Annotated in this window: 16 protein-coding genes and 1 riboswitch; of the genes, 6 read left to right on the top strand and 10 right to left on the bottom strand. The window is 55.9% G+C overall.

Annotation, left to right across the window (positions count from 1 at the left end; translation table 11 throughout):
• Positions 1-171: 171 nt before the first annotated feature.
• The gene (locus tag GOW48_RS21040; RefSeq protein WP_170756045.1) at positions 172-2,292 is read right to left on the bottom strand and encodes a hypothetical protein; all 2,121 of its coding nucleotides are present in this window, start codon (positions 2,290-2,292) and stop codon (positions 172-174) included.
• A 359-nt stretch (positions 2,293-2,651) separates the two neighbouring features.
• Here GOW48_RS21040 and GOW48_RS21035 point away from each other — a divergent pair, with 359 nt between their 5' ends.
• Entirely contained in the window at positions 2,652-4,283 is a 1,632-nt protein-coding gene (locus tag GOW48_RS21035; RefSeq protein WP_170756044.1) for a bifunctional aspartate transaminase/aspartate 4-decarboxylase, read from the top strand.
• 22 nt (positions 4,284-4,305) lie between these two features.
• Here GOW48_RS21035 and aspT read toward each other — a convergent pair whose 3' ends face one another.
• The 7 genes from aspT to GOW48_RS21000 form a co-directional block, all read right to left on the bottom strand.
• Positions 4,306-6,006, bottom strand: coding sequence for an aspartate-alanine antiporter (aspT, locus tag GOW48_RS21030; RefSeq protein WP_170756043.1), 1,701 nt, complete (start codon positions 6,004-6,006; stop codon positions 4,306-4,308).
• A gap of 146 nt (positions 6,007-6,152) precedes the next feature.
• A complete protein-coding gene (locus GOW48_RS21025) occupies positions 6,153-6,308 on the bottom strand; it encodes a hypothetical protein (RefSeq protein ID WP_170356243.1) in 156 nt (51 codons plus the stop codon).
• Entirely contained in the window at positions 6,305-6,760 is a 456-nt protein-coding gene (locus GOW48_RS21020; RefSeq protein ID WP_170756042.1) for a hypothetical protein, read from the bottom strand. The genes GOW48_RS21025 and GOW48_RS21020 overlap by 4 nt, the downstream gene beginning before the upstream one ends.
• Entirely contained in the window at positions 6,750-8,003 is a 1,254-nt protein-coding gene (locus GOW48_RS21015; protein WP_209196120.1) for an agmatinase family protein, read from the bottom strand. Before GOW48_RS21015 ends, GOW48_RS21020 begins: the two co-directional genes overlap by 11 nt.
• A 97-nt stretch (positions 8,004-8,100) precedes the next feature.
• Positions 8,101-8,868, bottom strand: a complete 768-nt coding sequence (locus GOW48_RS21010) for an ATP-binding cassette domain-containing protein (protein WP_170756041.1) — start codon at positions 8,866-8,868, stop codon at positions 8,101-8,103.
• On the bottom strand, positions 8,865-9,677 hold the full coding sequence (locus GOW48_RS21005; RefSeq protein ID WP_170756040.1) for an ABC transporter permease: 813 nt from the start codon (positions 9,675-9,677) through the stop codon (positions 8,865-8,867). Before GOW48_RS21005 ends, GOW48_RS21010 begins: the two co-directional genes overlap by 4 nt.
• A 63-nt stretch (positions 9,678-9,740) precedes the next feature.
• The gene (locus GOW48_RS21000; RefSeq protein WP_214648697.1) at positions 9,741-10,799 is read right to left on the bottom strand and encodes a putative urea ABC transporter substrate-binding protein; all 1,059 of its coding nucleotides are present in this window, start codon (positions 10,797-10,799) and stop codon (positions 9,741-9,743) included.
• Between the two features lie 95 nt (positions 10,800-10,894).
• A riboswitch (guanidine-I (ykkC/yxkD leader) is annotated at positions 10,895-11,001 on the bottom strand.
• Positions 11,002-11,332: 331 nt separating this feature from the next.
• Between GOW48_RS21000 and GOW48_RS20995 the strand changes: the two genes are divergently transcribed.
• The 5 genes from GOW48_RS20995 to GOW48_RS20975 all read left to right on the top strand — a co-directional run bounded on the left by GOW48_RS20995 (position 11,333) and on the right by GOW48_RS20975 (position 17,929).
• On the top strand, positions 11,333-12,070 hold the full coding sequence (locus GOW48_RS20995) for a DUF3299 domain-containing protein (RefSeq protein ID WP_234899565.1): 738 nt from the start codon (positions 11,333-11,335) through the stop codon (positions 12,068-12,070).
• Positions 12,071-12,316: 246 nt separating this feature from the next.
• On the top strand, positions 12,317-14,413 hold the full coding sequence (locus GOW48_RS20990; RefSeq protein ID WP_170756038.1) for a hydantoinase/oxoprolinase family protein: 2,097 nt from the start codon (positions 12,317-12,319) through the stop codon (positions 14,411-14,413).
• The gene (locus tag GOW48_RS20985; protein ID WP_170756037.1) at positions 14,413-16,062 is read left to right on the top strand and encodes a hydantoinase B/oxoprolinase family protein; all 1,650 of its coding nucleotides are present in this window, start codon (positions 14,413-14,415) and stop codon (positions 16,060-16,062) included. Before GOW48_RS20990 ends, GOW48_RS20985 begins: the two co-directional genes overlap by 1 nt.
• The gene (locus GOW48_RS20980) at positions 16,059-17,141 is read left to right on the top strand and encodes a pyridoxal phosphate-dependent aminotransferase (protein ID WP_170756036.1); all 1,083 of its coding nucleotides are present in this window, start codon (positions 16,059-16,061) and stop codon (positions 17,139-17,141) included. The genes GOW48_RS20985 and GOW48_RS20980 overlap by 4 nt, the downstream gene beginning before the upstream one ends.
• Positions 17,138-17,929 (top strand): maleate cis-trans isomerase family protein, encoded by a 792-nt coding sequence (locus GOW48_RS20975; protein ID WP_170756035.1) that lies wholly within the window; start codon positions 17,138-17,140, stop codon positions 17,927-17,929. The genes GOW48_RS20980 and GOW48_RS20975 overlap by 4 nt, the downstream gene beginning before the upstream one ends.
• Here GOW48_RS20975 and GOW48_RS20970 read toward each other — a convergent pair.
• Together GOW48_RS20970 and GOW48_RS20965 are read right to left on the bottom strand one after the other, a co-directional pair.
• Positions 17,892-19,208: an HlyD family type I secretion periplasmic adaptor subunit gene (locus GOW48_RS20970; protein ID WP_170756034.1), complete on the bottom strand. Its 1,317-nt coding sequence runs from the start codon at positions 19,206-19,208 to the stop codon at positions 17,892-17,894. The two genes, GOW48_RS20975 and GOW48_RS20970, sit on opposite strands and share 38 nt — an antisense overlap.
• Positions 19,205-20,947, bottom strand: coding sequence for a type I secretion system permease/ATPase (locus tag GOW48_RS20965; protein WP_170756033.1), 1,743 nt, complete (start codon positions 20,945-20,947; stop codon positions 19,205-19,207). Before GOW48_RS20965 ends, GOW48_RS20970 begins: the two co-directional genes overlap by 4 nt.
• Between the last annotated feature and the right edge of the window lie 56 nt (positions 20,948-21,003).

Below are 21,003 nucleotides of genomic sequence, written 5' to 3'. Positions count from 1 at the left end.
AAGACGATGCGCCGATTTGGTTTAACGGCTGAATGCAACAAGTCATATTCGGCCCAAACCGGGCTTTGAGTGGGGTCTGGGTCGCCGCGATGCGGTATTCGCTGAAGCTGACATTGGCAGCAGGTATTGAGCTTCCCCAACTGAACTGGTCCACCACTATGCTTGCGCCATTTATAGCGGTAGCAAGAAGCTTTTCATAAATCGCATGATCCCTGTCCCCGGACCATCTCCACGGCGGGTTGAACTATCCCAGACGACTACATCTTTTGGCGCTGTTTTGAGATTGTATCCACTTAAGAACGTGTCCATCGTTGTAAGAGCGGCAAAAATGCTGAATCTTGTACTGCTACCCCAGGCGACCAGCTTGGGCATTGGAGCAGGTTTTTCCGCCTCAGATGAAGGCGTAAGACGCGCAGCCGCGGTGGTTCGAAGGATCAGGGTTCCTGGACCTTCTGCATAATAGTAGATCATACGCCCCAGTATCAGCGTCGAAAGACCCAGACTGGCAATGCGTCCCATTTTCAATGTTTCGCTCATTCCGACGAAATCTGAAAACCTGAAAATCACACGCTCACCAGGTTGAAGGGACCAAGAAACAAGTTCTGCAGGCTCGTCGACTTTCAGTTCCGCGTCAAATTCATCGGGTTTCTCTGCGCGGTTGCCCTCAATCCGATTCATCGCCCATGTACCGCTGGCAATGCGTGCGACAGGCATTCGAAACCCAAGCGGGCGGCGTCGGGCGGGCGGAGGCCCTTCCAACGTTACGCCCCAACGCGCTACAAAATACGCATCTTTTTCGGTAATGGGGATGCGGTAGTGCTGCCCATGGTTAGCCAAAACAGACGCTGAAGATGGGGGGTCATCTGGCAGAAACTGTGCATGCAGACTGGCGGCCCCGTTTGGCGCAAATATCACGCGCGAGAAAACAATAAGGAAAGTCTTGAGCAGAATAATGACACTGTACAACGTCAAAAGCAGCGATACGTTGCGCCAGGTTCTAAAGCCGCCTGTTACGGTCGATGTGGTTGTCGTGTGCGTGGTTAGATAAACCTGTTGGTAGTAGCTTTGAACCCGGGTTGAAGCATCTGATACGTCATCAGCCAGAGCGACATCGCTGGGGCAGTTTCGGGGCCTGTTCGGGTCAGACGATGCCAGAGTAATGCATCCCGCAAAATCGGTGGTGCCGTCTATCATTCCGGTCCGCGCATCCACCATCATCTGGTTGGCCCCTTCGACGATCCATTCCTTTGTCTTGCAGACAGGATCAAGTGGAAAGCACCAGCCCGGCTTTTCCAACAAGGGCAAGACCTCTTTGGGAAAGGCTGTATTCATCTGGTCTTTTACAGCTAGGGGTACACGAGCAAGGTCGTTCTTTGCGTCCCGTTCAACCGTCTTCAGGTTGAGACTCACACGTTTATGCACCGAAATCAGATACAGATCCGACCACTGATTGATAGCGCGTTCCAGCGGGTCCGCGCTTGGATAGCTACGGGACCAGGATTTGACGTACGGAACATGGCTGTCTTGCGCCATCGGCTCGTTTTCGATCACCCAGATGATTGCCCGGCTTTCTAACTCGGCCGTCCGGCGTTCAACATCGGCAACCATCTGTGGTTCGATCCACAAATTTACGAGTCCCCACCAAAACCCACCGAAAAAAACAAAAACAGCCAACGCAGGGCTCCAGAGTCGTAATGTCTTGCGACTGGCGAAGCGTAGATCCGATTTAGAAAGCGTTGTGACAAACTGCCAGTTGTCACGGACCATCATCCACAGCATTCGAACCAGCACCGATATCGTCAGGAACAACAGTGCGTTCACCAGTTTGGGTTGATAGCCAAGAAACATCATACCCAGCAAGCTGGTACCCGGCGCTGCACCGAAAAGTTGCGCAATCTGTGACCCAGCTACATCCAGAAACAGAATAGTGGTAAACCCTGTGAATGACGTGGAAAGCAAATGACCGTGGCGCAGAAAAAGATAGGTGCATGCGGCGGCAAGAGCGGCATAAATCACGTGCGTGGTCATCTCAAATGCGCCGCCGGCCCCCATCGAGTTGAACTGATAAATCAGCGACGACCACAACAAAAAGGCCGGAATTGGCCAAAGCGACAAACGCCCGAGCCGGATGACTAGGCCCGCGGAAACAAGCCCTGCCAACCCCAAAATACCGATGGCCGGATGCCCCCAACCGCGCTGCTGATAAAGCGTTATTTGATCGGTAATCGTCGTCAGAACACCCGTCTTGCCAGTGGCCACCGGGTCCAGCACAAATGCATAGGACGCCAACATAGGGACCCAGCCAATAAACAGCAGGAACCAGAGGAGTTCTTGAAAAAACCGAGATTGTTGCGTTTCGATTTTGTTCAGCTCCTTGCAAAAGCGCTTCAAAAAATAATCGAATAAATAAATTTCTAATGGCAACTATGGCGTCTGTGCTTAATTCTGACAAGATGGCATCCAAAGCACACCGAAAATGGCCTAGCTCACCGTGGGTTGGGCATTCAATACCCTGTTCTAAGGCCAAGTCTTGAATACCAGAGTTTGTGACACCGCCCGTGCCTTCGATCAGAGCGTTGTTTACTTTGGCCCTATGGTTTGCCTACGATTTCAATGAATTTTCCTGAAGTTTTTACGAAAGGTTTATTGTCATGCCCGAGACGCTCAACTTGCACAAATTTGAACATCTTAGCCCTTTTCAGATTAAAGACGAACTCATCAAGCTGGCTCAGAAAGAGTCGCAGCAGATGGCACTGCCCTATCTGAATGCAGGGCGTGGGAATCCCAACTGGATCGCAACCAAAGCACGCGAGGCGTTCTTCCTGCTGGGCCAGTTTGCGATGACCGAAGCAAAACGGCACCGCGATGAACCACAGGTCGGGTTGGCCGGAATGCCTCAAGGCAACGGTTCTTACGAGAGGTTGAAAGCCTATTGCACCGATTCTTTGGAACAGAATGGACCTCCGGGTGCCGACACGCTGGCGGCAATGGTGGATTACGCCGTTGAAAAATTTGATTTCACGCCTGACGACTTTGTCCTTGAACTAACCGATGGCATTGTGGGCGACCACTATCCAATGCCTGACCGATGCATGAAACACAACGAAGCCATTGTGCACGAATACATAATGTGGGCGATGTGCGCCGGGCATCGGCCCGAGGCAAAATTCGACATATATGCTGTCGAAGGTGGTACCGCCGCGATGTGCTATATTTTCAAGGCGCTTAAAAACCAGCGACTGCTTAACGCAGGCGATACAATAGCTTTGGGCACACCGATCTTTACGCCTTATTTGGAAATGCCGCTTTTGGAAGACTACGGGTTGAACGTGGTCGACATATCGTCAGAGGAAGAACACCATTTTCAGTTGACGGATGATCATCTGGAGCTCTTGGCCGACCCGAAGGTCAAGGCACTTTTCCTTGTCAATCCAGGCAACCCTTCGTCGGTTGCGATCAGCCCCGAGGTCATGGCCCGGCTGGTGCATTTCGTCAATACTCGACGTCCGGATCTGATTATCCTGACCGATGATGTCTATGGCACCTTCGTGCCAGACTTTCAGTCGGTGATGGGACATTTGCCTGAAAACACGATCGGCGTTTATTCTTTTTCGAAGTATTTTGGGTGTACCGGTTGGCGTCTCGGCGCAATCTTAGTGTCTGAAAACAACATCTTCGACAAAATGATCGCCCAAGCCCCAGCGGATACGCGTGCAGTCGTTGAAGCGCGATACGAAACGCTTACCCCTGATCCGTCCTCGTTCAAATTCATCGATCGAATTGTGGCGGACAGCCGAGATGTCGCGTTGAATCATACTGCGGGTTTGTCTCTGCCACAGCAAGTTATGATGACGCTGTTTTCACTTGTTGAACTGATGGACGAAGAGAAAAAGTATCAGGCGTTTTGCTGGGGTATTCTCGATCACCGTTTCAATGAGCTGGTCGAAGGTTTGGGGATAGAGGTTTCTGACAATCCGCTTTTCGACAAGTATTACGGCATTATCGATTTTGAATTCTGGCTAAGGAAATATGTAGGTGAAGAGGTTGTGGAGTGGATTAAGGAGAACGTTCACCCTCTGGATATCTCATTCAAACTGGCGCAAGACCATGGGATTGTTCTGCTCAATGGGTCGGGCTTTGACGCACCAAACTGGTCGGCACGTGTCTCTTTTGCCAATCTAGATGACAGCGCCTATCGCCAGATCGGCCGGGCAGTTAGGGCGGTGGCGGTTGGCTATGTGCAAGCCTACCGCGCCGCGAATGGCCTGCCAATTCACGGTTAGTTTGCGACTACGAACGCTTTGATCAGGGAACAAAGGCCACAACGAGCGGGCCCCAGAGCGTTAAAAAGATATTGGCGACCGCGTAAGTCATCGTAAACGCGGGGGTTGGCGTCGCGTTTCCGGTCTTTTCCAACAACGTCGCAAAGCCTGGGTTGCCTGAGCGGGATCCGGTTACGACCGCGCATGCCTCGACCGGGTTTTTTATGCCCAGAATAAAGTAGTTGATCGTGAACTGCACAATCATCGGCATCAAGGTGACGACGACACCCAGCAGGAGCAAGGTAATGCCGTATTGCTGGATGGCTTCCAGCGCCGGTTTGCCAGCATTCAAGCCAACAACGCCGACAAATACCGCCAGTCCAAAGCTCTGAAGGAAGTTTGCAGCGCCGTGGTTGATGCCACCAATCTTGGGTCGACGAATGCGCAGATAGCCAATGATCAATCCGGTCACTAGACAGCCAAGCCCCGACCCAAGCGCGACCTTCGTTCCTGCAATGACAAAGCTGATCTCACCAATCAGGTAACCGATGGCAACACCAATACCCAGAGCGATGAAGTTCGTAGCCGAGGCCGAGGGCGGCACGTAGCCTGCCAATTTGGCCGCCCGGTTCAGGTCATCTTTGTGGCCAACGATGCTGATCTCGTCACCAGCGTGGAGTTCCGTATTGTGCAGTACCGGCACGTCATGACCCATACGCGTGATCTTTGAGATGTGAACTCCACGACGCTGATCGGCGGTCAATGCAGCCCTCAGTTCTGCCAGAGTTTTTCCTGTCAGTTTGCGATTGGTGATGATCACGTTGCGGCGTTCCTCCACGACAACCAATTCCGGCGGATATTCCCCGATTTCGCCGCTTGCGGTGTCTTCGAAACTGGTAAGTGAGGCGACAAGGCCCGAGACAACGATTACATCACCTGCCCCGACAACGGTTTCAGGTTCAGGCTCTACCGGAGTTCCGTTCTGCATCAGCTTCTCGACAATCAGATCGCCGCCATAACGTTCCTCGATGGCCTTGACAGATTGCCCGGCAAGTTGCGCATCAGCAGTCACTTGATAGGCGCGCGCCTCAAACCGGTTCATTGGAAGAAACTCACCCTCCTCCAGCTTGCGACCGCCGCCGCTGAGTTTGCTGGCCAGTTTGATCGCTTCTTGCCGAAGATCGCAGCGCAGAATGATAGGAATGACGCTGACGGCCAGAATCGGCCCAATTGAACCAAAGATATAGGTGACCGAGTAGCCAACCGCGATATTGGTTTTTAGCTTTTCCGCCTCATCTGCCGCGAGCCCTAGCAAGTCAATCGCGTTGCCCGCTGTGCCGATGATCGCCGACTGCGTCAGCCCTCCGGCAGCCAGTCCAGCCGCAAGCCCTTTGTCCAGCCCCGCCATGCGAGCCACGACGATCACGAAGAAAAGCCCCCAAGCCGTCATCATGAACGCCGCCAACAGTTTTGTCAGAGCCGAGCGGTTAAGGGCGGCAAAGAATTGCGGCCCGCCGTTATAGCCAACCATAAAAATAAACAAGGAAAAGAAGACGTTTTGCACATCAGTGCTTAGGGTAATGCCGCCGATCTGGCCTACAAAAACCGCGACCAGAAGGGTTCCGGCAATTCCGCCCAGTTCAAACTTTCCAACCCTGAATTTCCCAATGCCGTATCCTAGACCCAGGCAAAGGAAAAGCGCCATAATCGGAAACGCGCGGAGTTGTTCTGCTAAAATATCCATATCGAAATCCCCAGAGCTTCACACTGGTCAGCTTAATTCACGATACAGGGACTGATGATTTAGAAAATACTAAATTTTGATTTCGACCACAGGCACAAGGTTTCACGTGGCGCAGTGCTTAAATAACTGCGCCACGAGTCACAGACTTACCCCTTCGATCGGAAGGCCAGAAAAGCCATCACTGCAACGCCAGCGAGGATTAAGAAAACCTCACTGCCATGTGTGTGAAACGCGTGATCGGTGTGGGCCATCGCGGGCGTTGCGGCCAATGCGGCTACTGATGCGAGTCTTACAGATTTCATGCTTCGATCTCCTGTTTGCGTTGGTGAAGAAAGTCGCGGATGTCTAAAGTGGATTTCTCATCCATCGAGACATAGATCAGCGACATATTGGTGCGCTCCTGCACCATCTGACCGGGGAAGGGCAGATAGCTCAGCTCGCGCGAGCCGAATGAAGGCGAGGCGGTGCCCACCTGCCATTCGGTCTTCAATTCGATGTCGATCAGTTTCAGCGCCTTGGCGCCGTCCTTGGACGGGCGTTCAAAGGGGACACCGGCCAGTTTCAGATAGCTGGTTTTGTCACCGGCCTGCAGGAAACCGTCGATGAATTGCGTGGCTAGAACCTGCAGGTCCGCTGCCTCATCCTCGTGATGCATGTGGCTGTGCAGGTGGTCGCCATGGGCGTGGTTGTGGCCATGCCCATGATGGGCATGGTCATGATCGTGGTGGTGATGGTGTGCGTGATCATGTGGCATTCGACCACCTCCGCCCTTCGAATTCGCCGTGTGGGATGGCGACGGGTTTGTCGATGAACTTCTTATGCGCGCCCATCTTGCCGTTCGACACCAGCGCGCCCAGCACATCCACGATCACGCGGGTGCCCATCAGGGCGGTGATATCGGATGTGTCATACGGCGGTGAGACCTCGACTAGTTCCATGCCACAGATGCCTTCGGCAGCGATGCCCGAGGCCAGCGCCAGCGCTTCTCGCGGAAGGAACCCGCCGGGTTCGGGCCAACCGGTGCCCGGAACAAAACCGCAGTCGATGCTATCGATGTCGAAGGACATATAAACCATATCGACACCGTCCCACGCCATCTCCAACGCCATCTCGATGGTTTTGTCGACGCCCATCTTCTCCATATCGCCCATAGTGATGATGTTGGTCTCGCGCTCGCGGGCGACCTTGACGGCCTCACGCGGGACTTGCCAGCCGCCGATGCCGATCTGCACAAGGTTCTTGGCCGGCACATTGGGCAGGTTGGTGGAGTGAAACCACGGAGTCGTGTGCATCCTCTCATCCAAGTCTTTTTCCTGAATATCCGCGTGGCGGTCGAAGTGGACGATGCCGATTTTCTTCGAGGTGCATTCGGCGATCCCACGCACACAGGGGAAGCCAATGGAATGGTCGCCCCCGATCATGATCGGCAGCGAGCCCGAGCTGAACACATGGCTGACCGCGCGGCTGATCTGGTCAAAGCTTTTCTCGATATTGGCCGGGATGGTGAACACGTCGCCCGCATCACACAGGGTCATCTGTTCGCGCAGGTCGACCCCGATCTCGTAGTTGTAAGGCGTATAAAGCGCCGAGATCTTGCGCACCCCCTGCGGCCCGAACCGGGTGCCGGGGCGATAAGTGGTGCCACCGTCGAACGGAATACCCAACACGGTGGCGTCATAATCGGCAACCTCCAGAACGTCTTCGGCATAGGGGGCCTTGAGGAAGGTGTTGATGCCTGCGAAATGCGGCAACTCACCCCGCGCGAAAGTGGGGATCGACTTGTCCTCGATGCTGTCGGCCCCGGTCAGGCCCATGCGCAGGGCCCAGCGGCGTTCCTCGTCCCAGCGGCCTTCGGGCAGATCGGCCTCTTTCTGCATGGCCTTCCAGCCCGCCAGTTTGGTCAGGTCAGGGTGGTGTTGGCGCTTTTCGCGGCGTTCAAGATGAGTGCGCAGGTCCATCGGGTGATGGGACTGCGTGCGCTTTGGATCCGAAAACACGGTATGTCTCCCAAATCAGTGTCCCGCTGTCGGGCGGGGAATCTCCGGGCTTTGGTGAACGCAGCATGCGGAGCCCGGCGGCGCATGCTGCGGCTGTTCAGGCCCCTGCCAAAGAGGGGTACTGATCGAGAATGTCCTGATAGGGCATACCCTTGTTACGGGCGTCGAAATCATAGGTGATCGTGGCTCCGAACAAGCCCGGATCGTCCGGGTCCCAGCGGGGTTTGTCGAAGACCAGAACCCGGTCGCCCAGTTTGAACCCTTCTTGCAGGTCATGCGTGACCATGAAGACGGTCATGTTGGTTTCGTCCCGCAATTCCATCAGGAAATCATGCATTTGCAGGCGCGTACCCGGATCAAGCGCGCCAAAGGGTTCATCCAGCAGCAGAATGCGCGGCCGCGCCGTCATGGCCTGACCGATGGCCAACCGCTGCTGCATCCCGCCCGACAGCGCCGCCGGGAATTGATCGGCCACATGGTTCAGGCCGATCCGTTCCAGCATCGCGTCTGCCCGCGCTGCGGCCTCGGTGCGTGCAGCCCCGCGCAAACGACCAAAAGGCTGTTCAAAGCTTTCGCCCGCGATCAGGTTGTCGCGCACGGTCATATGCGGAAAGACCGAGTATTTCTGAAACACCACGCCGCGTTCGCGGTTCGGCTCGACTGCCGTGTCGCCACCATCAATACTGATCTCGCCCTTATACGGTCGCTCTTCAGCCAGCAGCATACGCAGGAAGGTGGACTTACCGCAGCCTGACGCGCCGACGATCGAGATAAACTCGCCTTCATCGACCGAGACACTGACCCGCTCCAGAATGGATCGGTCGCCGTAGCGTTGCCAGACATTGCGGACGGATACAAAACTCATAGTCCGGCCTCCATCCACGGGAATGCACGGCGCGAGGTGGTTTTCAGCGCCCAGTCGATCACGAAGGCCAGCAGGGTGATCCAGATGACGTAGGTCAGGATCACATCCATCGCCAGATAGCGGCGCACCAGAAAGATGCGATAGCCAAGGCCTACGTTTGAGGCCACCGCCTCGGCCGCGATCAGGAACAGCCAGGCCGAACCTAAGGACAGACGCATATTCGAAATCAAGCGCGGCAGAATCTGCGGCAGCGCTACACGCAGAGCAATCACCGAGGTCGAGGCCCCAAGCGTTTGCGCCTTGACGATCTGTTCCTTTGGGATCTCCATCACGCGCTGCGCCAGATCGCGAGTCATAAAGGGGGTGATGCCGATGACGATCAGAACAACCTTGGACAGCTCGCCCAGCCCGAACACGATGAACAGGATCGGCAACAGGGCCAGCGGCGGCACCATCGAAATCACCGCAACAAAGCTGGACAGCAGCGACCGCGCATAGGGCAGCAAACCGATGGCCAGCCCCAATACCAAAGACAGCGCCGCCGAAATCCCGACCCCGCCCAGCAAACGCGCCAGACTGGCGAACGTGTCATTCCACAGCAGGATCTCTTTTGACCGGCGGTCAGGTTCCGTGAACAGCCGGTGCGCCGTGTCCAGAATGGTTGAGGGCGCGGGCAGCAGCTTGTCCTGCGGGTTCGCTGTCAGCCGGATATCCGAGGCAACCGCATAGGCCACAAACAGCACCACGAAGGGCAGCGCGGCCAGCAGCAACGCTCCGGGGCGTCCGGGTTTGTGATTGATCAGGCGCATGAGTGGGCGATCCTTGGCACGTCGGGGGATCGGGGCAGCCGCGCGGGCCGCCCCGAAGCTTGCTTACAGGTCGCCGTCAGCGGCCATCTGCATGTAGGTCGTGTCAAAGCGGAACTTGACGTTACCCGCGTCGCCCGTGGTCGTGCCATCGGGATAAGCGATGCCCACGAAATCAGCGCTGGGAGCGCCTTCGCCCAGAATGCCTTTGTCGAACAGGAATTCGGCGACATTTGTCATGGTCTCCGGCAGATCCCCGGCGCTAGCCTGTGCGACGGCGGCGGCCGGGTCAAAGAACATCTCAGTCGCGGCAAGCTGCGCCTTGTAGCCTACCAGATCGGTGCCCGAGGCTTCGGCCATGGCGGTCAGAACCTCTTCGTCGCCCGCAGCCATCAGCGCCATGACCTCATACCAGGCGCCTGCCACGGCTTTGCCGAATGATGGGTTGGCTTCAAGCGTTTCAGTGTTGACCACCATCAGGTCCAGAATCTCACCGGGGATTTTCGAGCTGTCGAACAGGTTCACTGCATCAGGGTTGCTGCCCATGATTTCGGACACAAGCGGATTCCATGTCACCACTGCCTCGACATCAGGCGTGGCAAAGGCCGCGATCATGTCAGCGTCCGACGTGTTGATGACTGAGGCCAGATCGGATTCCTCAAGCCCCACGGAATCCAACCCCCGCGCCAGCAAGTAATGCGACACCGAAAGTTCCACCAGATTGACCGGCTTGCCTTTGAGGTCTTCCAGGCTGCCTGCGCCCTTCATGATCACCGCATCATTGCCGTTGGAATAGTCACCCACGATCAGCGCGGTCGTATCAACCCCGCCCCCTGAGGGGATCGACAGTGTGTCCATATTGGTGGCCGAGACACCGTCAAACGCACCGGCGGTGTATTGGTTGATCGACTCGACATAGTCGTTGAACTGCACGATCTCGACATCGATGCCGTATTTGTCGGCCCATTTGTCCATGATCCCGCTGTCTTCCAGATACCCCCAGGGCATCCAGCCCACATAGATTGACCATGCCAGCTTGAACTCGGTCTTTTCCTGAGCGGCCAGCGGCACGGCCAGAACACCCAAGGCAAGGGCGGTCGCGGACATCAGCTTAGTCATTTGCATGTCATTCCCCGTTGTCACGTCCCGCCAAATTCGTGGAGGGTTTCCGGACCGCTGGCGGAACAATGAGATCGGGCGCGGACGAAACCAGCGCAGTAACCTCCCGGGATTTTGGCCCGCCGTGTGCCTTGTCGGAGTTTGCCGACAAGGTGATGCTTCTTGGACCTGACCTGACGATGTCAGCGGAACCCTAAGCACCCTGCCCGTTCAGAATGCTCAGAGGTTTTGATCCTGACAACAAAGGTGCCATCGGTTTCTCGGATGCTGATCTGGTTGCTTAAAAATTAGACTAAATCCTGAACGCTTGCTGCATTGCAGGGCTCAACTATACTTTGAGTTGGCGCGAGCCGAAGCATTACAGTTTCAAACTTAGACTACCCAGCAGCAAAATCATTGCGCGCGTCGGCGGGGCTGATTCTCTGCAAATTTGTTCTGGGCTAAGGCTGGATTCACAGCACAGAGTCCACAATACTCAAGTTGGATTATGCCGACGGTGGTGACTTGTGTCTAATTTGCGAAAACATGGTTTCAGCTGGATGGCTGCTCTGCTCATGATGACGTTCGTGGCTGACGCAATGCCTGACGAAACGCTGGATTGGGCCGAGATGCCGGACCCAGCCGCGCAAGCCTTTGAAGACCCGTTTCGGACACTCGGCCCTGAAGAATTTGACGATCTGGTTTTTGCAGTACGATTGCGCGGTAGACTGCAGCAAGAAATCGGCACCCCGGACGAGAGATTGAAGTGGCAGGAGCTTCTGGCAGAAACCGAAAACGCCTTGGCGGCGAAAGGCGTGGACATTGATTGGCTTCTGGATCAACGCGAGGCTGTGACCGCACGGCGCGAGCGTGCCGCTACGGCTGGAAACCCCAAACTGGATGGTCGGTCCTTCACTGTATCAGGGTATGCTATCCCCGCTCCGCCTGACTCAGATGGTCAGCCCGTGGCGTATCTTGTGCCCCAACTGGGGATGTGCAGCCATTTTCCTCCGCCACCACCAAATCAGATGATCCGTCTGAAATTGGATTCAGACTGGGTGCCGCGTTATATGCACCAGCCTATCCGGGTGACCGGAACTTTGGCCATCGCTCCATCAGATCAAATGGTAATGGTCGTCGATGGATTTGTGCCCATGCGCGCAACCTTTCAGATGAACGCTGAAAAGGTCGAGGCTCTGGAAGACGCACAGGACGCTCAAAACCGGATCGAAACCCTTACTGATCGCATGCGGGCGGTCCGCCACCGTAAATCCGGCGGTTCCGACCAGCTGGATTGACGGTGTAAGCCGGGGGAGGTTACCGCGCTCGTTTTATTGACAGCGCGTTAGAACCTCTTGCAGAGTTGCAAACATGGGAATCGTGTTCGTTTCAGACATGCCTACTATGGCCGGTGGCGCGCAGCTGGGGCGCCGCGCGACTGGCTGTGACTTGGTCGTGTGACCGTCACTAAGTGACACGTCGTTGGGTCCTCTGTCAGCGCGACACAGGCTCAAAATCCCTTAACTCAATCCTTATGGCTTTGAATGAAATCTGAAAACGGCCTGCGTGTTGCTGTCGATATTGGTGGTACATTTACCGACACGGTCCTGGTCAACGAACATGACCAGATTTTGGCAACGACCAAAACGCCTACGACACCCAGCAACCCCACTTTGGGCGCGCTGCAAGGTGTCCGGCGTGTGATGTCAGATGCCAACGCAAATTGGCGCGACATCACCGGATTTATTCACGGAACAACCCTTGCCACGAATGCGCTGATCGAACGGCGCGGTGCTCGGGTCGCGACCGTGACAACAGAAGGGTTTCGGGACATTCTGGAAATCGCTTATGAGCGCCGTTACAGCCAGTATGATATCAACCTGGTCAAGCCAGACCTGATCGTGCCGCGCACGCGCGCCTTTACAATCCGAGGGCGGATGGATGCGCGTGGCCGCGAACTGTCCGGACTTGCAGAGGAGGATGTCGCACAGCTTGTTCGCGATTTGTCCGACTGTGGCGCCGAGGCTCTCGCGATTTGCCTTTTGCATGCCTACGCCAACCCGGCGCATGAGATCAGGCTGCGGCAGCTTTTGTCCAAGGCTTTGCCAGAGGTGGCGATTTCCTTGTCGCATGAGGTCAGCCCCGAGGCGCGAGAATTCGATCGATTGTCGACAACCATTGCCAACGCGTATGTCCAGCCGCAGATGGCAGACTATTTGTCGGACTTTCAAACACGGTTTAACGCCGAAGGCTTAGATTGCCCTATTCTAATGATGACCGCAGGCGGAGGTATGACGACGCTGGAAACAGCGGCGCGCCTGCCTATCCGTTTGGTCGAGTCCGGCCCGGCCGGAGGCGCAATACTTGCGGCGCGGGTTGCCGCCGAGACGGACGAGCGTGAAGTTCTGAGCTTTGATATGGGCGGTACGACGGCCAAACTCTGCCTAATCGACGCCTTTCGCCCACAGACCGCGCGTAAATTCGAGATCGCCCGCGCAGCGCGTTTTATCAAGGGATCGGGTATGCCCGTTCGTATTCCGGTTATCGAAATGATCGAGATCGGCGCGGGCGGCGGTTCGATTGCCCATGTTGATCGTTTGGGGCGCTTGCATGTCGGCCCGCAAAGCGCTGGTTCTGAACCAGGCCCAGCGGCGTTTTCCAATGGCGGCACGCAGCCTACAGTCACTGATGCGGATGTGGCGCAAGGGTATATAGATCCGGACCGGTTTGCCGAAGGGCGTCTAAAAATAGACACACACGCTGCGCACTGCGCGTTGGACCAGAGCATTGGAAAATCGTTGGTGTTGGCGGCAGATCAGGCGGCGCTCGGTATTAGCGAAATCGTTGACGAAAACATGGCCAGCGCAGGCAGAATGCATGCTGTGGAGTCCGGCAAGGATTTAACTGCGCGCGTTATGATCGCCTTTGGCGGCAACGGGCCGTTACATGCCACCCGAGTGGCTCGGCGCGCGCAGGTCGACCGGATCGTTATTCCACACGACCCGGGCGTGGGCTCAGCGGTCGGGTTTCTGTTCGCACCGGTGTCATTCGAGATCATTCGCTCGCGTTACACAACACTCGAAACACTCGATTTGCAGGATCTCAACGCGTTTTTTGACCTGATGTTGCAAGAGGCCCGGTCTGTTGTTCGCAGCGGCGCCCCAACTGGCGCGCTAGTGCAACGAAGGCGGGCCTACATGCGGTATCACGGACAAGGTCACGAGATAGAAATTCAGCTGCCCAATAGGTCACTGCAAGAAGAAGACATTCCAGAACTGCACCATAGTTTCGAGAATGAATACATCAGACAGTTTAGCCGCGCAGTTCCGGGCATGCGCATCGAAATCATGAATTGGGGGCTTGAAATCTCATCGCTTCCTCCCGCTTTAACACCCGCTGCGGCTTCGGCAAAAAAACGTCAAGCCAAGCCTCACGGCTTTCGGTCAATCCTGTGCGACGTCACTGGTGATTGGCGAAAGGCAGGTCTCTATGACCGCGCCACCCTGAAACCGGGTGATCATCTTTCAGGACCGGCTTTGATTATGGAACCGCAAACAACAACCTTGGTCAGCGCTGATTTCTCGGCGTGGTTGGACGAGGCCGGGAACATCTGGCTGGCCCGGAACGCTGGAGGATCATGATGAATCTGTCAGAAACAAGGTTGCAGGTCATGTGGAACCGCCTGTTGGCGGTTGTAGAAGAACAAGGACAAGCGCTGATCCGCGCCGCGTTTTCTCCGATCGTGCGAGAGTGTGGCGACATTTCGGCCGGGATATTCGATGTGCAGGGGCGGATGCTAGCGCAGGCCGTTACAGGAACCCCGGGGCATATCAACACGATGGCCGAAGCGGTGAAAACCCTGCGTGGCCGCTTTGCCTTGCAAGATATGCAGCCCGGCGACATCTACGTGACCAATGATCCCTGGATCGCATCTGGGCACCTGAACGATATCCTGCTGATGATGCCTGTATTTCTGGATGATACGGTGATTGGTTTTACGGCCTGCACCTCTCATCTGGTCGATTTGGGTGGTCTGGGAATGGGGCCGGAAGGGTCAGATGTTTACGACGAGGGGTTGCTTGTTCCACCCTGCAAACTGGTAGAGGCCGGCACTGTCAACGCTCTGCTGATGGAGATCGTGAAGGCAAACTCACGTGAACCTGTTGCAAATGAAGGTGACATTTACGCCTTGATTGCATGCTGCGAGGCCGGAGCGGTTAGATTGTCTGGCATGATGCAAGAGTTCGGCATCAATCGGCTGGAGGAATTGGCAAACTATATTATCGAAACATCGTATCGCGGCACGCTTGACGTCATCGCTGGATTGCCGAAAGGCACATGGCATAACGTACTGAAAGTAGACGGGTACGAGCGCGAAATTGAACTGCACGCCGCCCTGACGATTGAGGCGGATAAGATCGTTCTAGATTTCAAGGGTACTTCGGGACTGTCCAGCAAGGGTATCAATGTACCCCTGAATTACGCGACCGCCTATTCGGTCTTTGCCCTGCGGTGCTTAATAGGCCCAGATATTCCCAACAATGCAGGATCATTGGCGGCTTTCCTCGTGTCGGGGCCGAAAGAATGCATTCTGAATGCGCAGCCGGGTGCGCCTGTTGCAATGCGTCACACGCTGGGCCAGATGACGCCGGATCTGGTGTATGGGTGCCTCGCGCAGGCCCTACCCGATCGCGTACCTGCCGAAGGCGCGTCGTGCATGTACGACCTGCCTTTGCGACATGCGCCCGAAGCGCCGCAGACCGGAGGCGAACAGTTCGCGCTTGAGTTGGTGTTCAGTGGTGGTACTGGCGCGAGACCCAGCTTGGACGGCCTCTCGGCAACTGCGTTCCCATCTGGGGTTTGGGGATCGCAGGTCGAAACGACCGAAGCGGTCGCACCAGTATTGATAACCCGACGAGAATTAAAAACAGATTCCGGCGGTGCGGGTCAAAGGCGGGGCGGTCTAGGACAGCATATCGAGCTTCGATCCGCTTGTGACGAAGACCTGTTGCTATTCCTTTCCGTGGAACGGGTCAAAAACCCCGCACGTGGGCGATCAGGTGGATTAGCAGGTGCCAATGGGCGCATTCGGGTCGGCCACGATGGTTCTGACTTGCCTGGAAAAGGTCAGGTCCGAATACAGGCGGGTCAGACTCTTGTATTCGAAACACCGGGCGGCGGAGGTTTTGGATTACCCCAGGACCGTAGCCGAACCGAGGTTCTGCGTGACTTAGAGGCGGGCCTGATCACGGAGCAGTCCGCGCGTGACGTCTATGGAGTGGAAACATGATCCAACCAGTGTCGCATGTTTCAAGACTGTCGCCTTACGCGCTTGCTGAATTGAGCGATCTTGAAGGTAGGCGCTTAATATCCCTGGCGCAAAATGAAAGTCTGACACCCCCCAGCCCGCTGGCAGTTTCTGCCGCTGCTGGCGCTATGGAAGCAGGTCATCTTTATCCTGATCCCGATTGGCGTGATCTCCGCTCGGCACTGGCCGCGCTGCATGATCTGCCAGCCGAGTGGATATTATGTGGCAACGGGTCCATGGAGTTGATCTCATGTCTGGCCCAAGCCTACGCAGACGAAAACTGTTCGGTACTTGCACCGGCACATGCATATCCGTTTTTCAAAACCGCCGCACAAGTCGCTCGTGCACGTTTTGACACAGCCCCAGAAAAGTCGCGCGGAGTATGCGTTGATGCGCTGATCGGCCATGTTCAACCCGACACACGCATCGTTTTTGTTGCCAATCCGGGAAATCCGACTGGTACCGTTATCCCGAAAGCAGATCTTGTGCGTTTGCGTGAGGCTCTTCCCGATCAGGTGTTACTGGTTGTTGACGAGGCTTACGGCGAATATGCGGACCATCTTAACGAGCCTATCTTTGATCTGGTCGAACGCGGTGACACGGTTGTTTTGCGGACGTTTTCCAAGGCCTACGGATTAGCGGGTATGCGGATCGGTTGGGGCGTGTTCCCTTTGGATATCGCGACACAGACCCGTAAGATTATGAATCCCAACAACATATCAGTGGCGGCTCAGGCTGCGGCGATAGGCGCGTTGAATGATCAGGACTATATGAAGGCCACGCGGTCAGCAACGATCCAACTGCGCGACGATTTCGCGACAAGACTACGCCGTGCGGGTTTCGAGGTTCCAGAAAGCTTCACCAATTTCGTGTTGATCCGCTTTGCAAACCCCCAAGATGCACGGTCGGCCAATGATGCGCTTCGGGCCGACGGGATCATAGCACGTTGTCAGGCCGGGGCCGGCTTACCCGAATGCCTGCGGATTACTATGGGCCAACCCACCGAAATGGACCGCACGGCCCAACTGTTGGAAGCATGGATCGAAGGGGACACACCATGAAGCATTCCCGAGGGCTGGCTCGTTTCGGCATTCTTGTGCCCTTCACGAACACCAACCTTGAACCTGATATGTATTTGTTGCGCCCCGACGGGGTGTCGCTGCATTTCGCGAGAATGGGCGGTTATGATCAGGATGAGATTCCTGATGCCGAACAGATGCACGGCCTTGGAGCCGCAAATCTTGAAGAGCCGCTTCGTTTGCTCCAAGGGGTCCGGCCCAAGGTCATACTTTATGGATGCACATCTGCAACCCTGACCCATGGGTTCGCCTTTGACCGCACACTTGCGGCCCGGATTAAAGCCGAATGCGGAGCCGAGACTGTAACCGCTGCCGGAGCAATCGTGTTTGCGCTGCGATCACTGCGCGCGAAAAATATCGGGTTTGCTTCGCCGTATGTCCCCGCAATCAACGACCTTGCCGTCAGTTTTTTGACCGAGGCCGGAATCCACACGGTCAACCGCTCGGAAGTCGCAAGTACGTTGGACAATTATGGACAGGGCACGATAGGCCCCCAAGCCGTGTTCGAACTTGGACGAGCTGCAGACCACCCGAAGGCTGATGCGATTGTTCTTTCCTGTACCGATATGCGCAGTGTCGAAGTTATCGACCAATTAGAACAGGCATTGGGCAAACCAATTGTCACGTCAAACCAAGCAATGATGTATCAGGCTCGGCACATCATGGGTCTTGCCAATTCTGTGCATGGGTACGGAAGGTTGCTGCAAACGACGGCGTCCGATCGCCCAGACACTAGTCACGAAATGCCTTCGCAAAATAGTCTGCCATAGGTTTGACCAAATACCCCAAAGGGCTGCGATCCGCGGTTCGGATGAAAGCTTCAACAGGCATGCCAGGTACAAGAATCGATCCTTCCGGCAGCCTTCGCGTTTCGCCTTCGTTCAATGTGATCTCGGCCCGGTAATATCGCAACTGACTGGTGTTATCCTCGAAAGCGTCTGCCGAAATTGTCACAACGCGACCGCTAAGTTCAGGTGTTTTGCGCTGATCCAGCGCTGGAAAACGCAGGGTGACCAGTTGGCCGATACTCAGCTTGTCGATATGAATAGCCTCAACTTGTGTGTTGATCACCAATGGTCGGTCCTGCGGCACAATGAACAGAACCGGATCCGCCTGTTGGACAACGGATTGCAGTGCAAAGACCTGCAGACTATACACTACGCCTGCGACCGGAGCCTTGATGTTAAGGCGAGCCAAACGATCCAAAAGAGCCCGGCGTTCTTCCCGCAAACCCAACTCACGAACCGTCAGGTCGCGCAACTGGGATATAGCATCTTCGCGCTGAGCAGTGGCGAGCTTGAGGATTTCGATTCCAATCTCGGTGATCCGCACCTCGGCTTCTGCCTTACGCGCCTTGAGGTCACCCATCTGGCCCGACAGGTTGGCATCTTCTCTTTGCAAGGCCAAAACACGAGACGCCTGCGCCAGGCCGCGATCCAGCAACCGTTGCTGCCCGGCCAACTCTTGTGTGATTAATTCAAGCTGCCGGGACAGCGCCGCCTCCTGTGCCGCCAGACCATCTATCTGGTTCTTTATCTGATTGGCGCGCTTCTCAAGTTGGGCGATCTCGTTGCGCGTCGATGCCGCGCGCGCGGAAAACAGCCGCTTTTGACCCGCAATCAGATCCGCAGCATCTGAGTCTTTGGCCGCAGCTTCCGACAGAATAACGTCAAACCGGATGGATTCGCGCCCATCCCTTTCAGCTTCTAGCCGTCCGCGGCGGGCCATCAACTCATAGAGCTGGTTTTCAGCGATGGCCAACTCGGACTCCAAAGCGCTTGGATCCAGACGAATTAGGGTCTCACCTGCCCTGACCACGTCTCCTTCATCCACCAGAATTTCTGCCACCACGCCACCATCGGGGTGCTGAACCACCTGACGGTTCTGATCGACCTCAATCTGTCCGCTAGCGATGATCGCGCCCGAGATACGGGCAAGTACCGCCCAGGCGCCAAAACCTCCAAGTAACAGAAACAGTGTCAAAACGCCCAGAATTAACGGCCCCTTCGCGGACCATTGCCCGTTGTTTTGCTGAACCGGTCGGGTCACTGGACACCTCCCTGCGCATCTTTTCGGTCGACATCACTGCTGTTCCTGACCACTTTTCGCAAAACCTCGTCTCGGGGCCCAAACGCCCGTACAGTTCCGCCATCCAACATTAACAACAGATCGCATTCTGCCAGAACGGCCGGCCGGTGCGCGATAATCAACAGGGACTTGCCATCAGCCTTGAGCCCCCGGATCGCCTTGTTCACTGCTTCGCTGCCCTCATTGTCCAAGTTCGAGTTCGGCTCATCCAGAACAAGAATGACAGGATCGCTATACATCGCTCGGGCCAGACCGATGCGTTGAATCTGACCACCAGACAGACGATTGGCCGTGGCTCTGACAGGCGTGTCATAACCCCTTGGCAATTTGAGGATCATTTCATGCGCATCCGCCTTGCGCGCAGCTGATACCACCTTTTCAGCTTCGGGGTCCGGGGCCAGTTTAGCTATGTTCTCGGCAATGGTTCCGTCAAACAAGGTCACCTCCTGCGGCAGATACCCGATGTGCGACCCCAGAACATCTGGCGTATATTGATCAAGACTGGCCCCATCCAACCGGATGTACCCCCCTGCCGAAGGCCATACGCCGGTTAACGCCCTTGCGAGGCTTGATTTACCAGCACCTGACGGACCGATTACCCCCACGGCTTGCCCTGGTGAAACAGCGAAGTTGACAGCTTTTAGGACGGCTTGCGTTTCACCGGGTGGAACAATGGTGAGGTTACGTATTTCAAGTCGAGCTTTCGGCGTTGGTATCGATGTTCGCTTTGTTTCGATTGGAACCGTGCCCAAAAGCTCGGCCAGTTGTCCCCAGCCTCGCATAGCAGCCTGAACCATTGGCCATTGGCCGACGATCTGTTCGATAGGTGCAAGGGCACGACCCATCAGGATCGAACCTGCAATCATTGCCCCTGGCGTCATCTGACCCCGTAGCACAAGCAGTGCGCCAAGCCCCAGCATTGCAGATTGTAAGAACAGTCGGAATGTCTTTGTCGTGGTGGTGAACGTCCCTCCAAGATCGGCCGAGCGCATATGTTCGGACAATGCGTTGTCACGCGCTTTGCTCCACCTTGTAAAGGCTGCGCCACGCATTCCCAGCGCCTGCACCATTTCGGCTTCATTTTGCATTTGGTCCGAGATGACTTGCGCCTCGACCGAAGCCCGGTTGGCCGCTTGACTAGGTGCGCGCGTGGTGACCTGGTTGATGACGGTTACTGCAATAAGAACGGCCCCACCGACGAGGGCCAGTATGCCCAGCCATGGGTGGAAAACCCAAATTCCAAGGAAAAATACCGGGGTCCAGGGCAGATCAAAAACCGCTCCGAAAACTGGAGACGAGAACAACCGCGAAATGGCAACCAGATCAGCTGGACCGGCAGTGTTATCTGATTTCCCCGGACCTGACGCCCTACGCAGCGCCGCATCAAAAACACGAGGATCAAGGTCGGATTGGAACCGCGCGCCTATTCGGCCCAAAAGTCGACCTCGCGCGTAGTCCAGCAATCCCATCATACCGTAGAGGAAGACCACCAGCACAGAGAGGGCGACCAGTGTTTCGACCGAGCGGCTACCCAAGACGCGATCATATACCTGGAGCATGTATAGCGGGCCAGTGAGCATCAACAGGTTCGCAAAAAAGCTAAAAATGGCAACACACCAAAACAGGCCACGGCTTTGACGCCGTGCACCGCGCAATTCGGCGCGCCCCGCCTGAATCTGCCTGGCCTCTGAACCTGCCATTTTTTAGCCCTGTCTTTTCAGTACCTTAAACCAGAAAGATCTTACTGGCTTTGCCA

Origin of the sequence: Ruegeria lacuscaerulensis (assembly GCF_013033355.1) — a bacterium.
GTDB classification, from domain to species: Bacteria; Pseudomonadota; Alphaproteobacteria; order Rhodobacterales; family Rhodobacteraceae; genus Ruegeria; species Ruegeria lacuscaerulensis_A.
The sequence above is the reverse complement of the archived record's forward strand: the minus strand, read 5'-3'. Positions and strand labels throughout refer to the sequence as shown.

Coding starts and splice junctions, on each gene's coding strand:
- GOW48_RS21040 (WP_170756045.1), bottom strand. CDS start 2,292: ATGTTGGCGTCCTATGCATTTGTGCTGGACCCGGTGGCCACTGGCAAG.
- GOW48_RS21005 (WP_170756040.1), bottom strand. CDS start 9,677: ATGCGCCTGATCAATCACAAACCCGGACGCCCCGGAGCGTTGCTGCTG.
- GOW48_RS20985 (WP_170756037.1), top strand. CDS start 14,413: ATGAATCTGTCAGAAACAAGGTTGCAGGTCATGTGGAACCGCCTGTTG.
- GOW48_RS21035 (WP_170756044.1), top strand. CDS start 2,652: ATGCCCGAGACGCTCAACTTGCACAAATTTGAACATCTTAGCCCTTTT.
- aspT (WP_170756043.1), bottom strand. CDS start 6,006: ATGGATATTTTAGCAGAACAACTCCGCGCGTTTCCGATTATGGCGCTT.
- GOW48_RS21025 (WP_170356243.1), bottom strand. CDS start 6,308: ATGAAATCTGTAAGACTCGCATCAGTAGCCGCATTGGCCGCAACGCCC.
- GOW48_RS20980 (WP_170756036.1), top strand. CDS start 16,059: ATGATCCAACCAGTGTCGCATGTTTCAAGACTGTCGCCTTACGCGCTT.
- GOW48_RS21000 (WP_214648697.1), bottom strand. CDS start 10,799: ATGCAAATGACTAAGCTGATGTCCGCGACCGCCCTTGCCTTGGGTGTT.
- GOW48_RS20965 (WP_170756033.1), bottom strand. CDS start 20,947: ATGGCAGGTTCAGAGGCCAGGCAGATTCAGGCGGGGCGCGCCGAATTG.
- GOW48_RS20990 (WP_170756038.1), top strand. CDS start 12,317: ATGAAATCTGAAAACGGCCTGCGTGTTGCTGTCGATATTGGTGGTACA.
- GOW48_RS21020 (WP_170756042.1), bottom strand. CDS start 6,760: ATGCCACATGATCACGCACACCATCACCACCACGATCATGACCATGCC.
- GOW48_RS20975 (WP_170756035.1), top strand. CDS start 17,138: ATGAAGCATTCCCGAGGGCTGGCTCGTTTCGGCATTCTTGTGCCCTTC.
- GOW48_RS20995 (WP_234899565.1), top strand. CDS start 11,333: ATGGCTGCTCTGCTCATGATGACGTTCGTGGCTGACGCAATGCCTGAC.
- GOW48_RS21010 (WP_170756041.1), bottom strand. CDS start 8,868: ATGAGTTTTGTATCCGTCCGCAATGTCTGGCAACGCTACGGCGACCGA.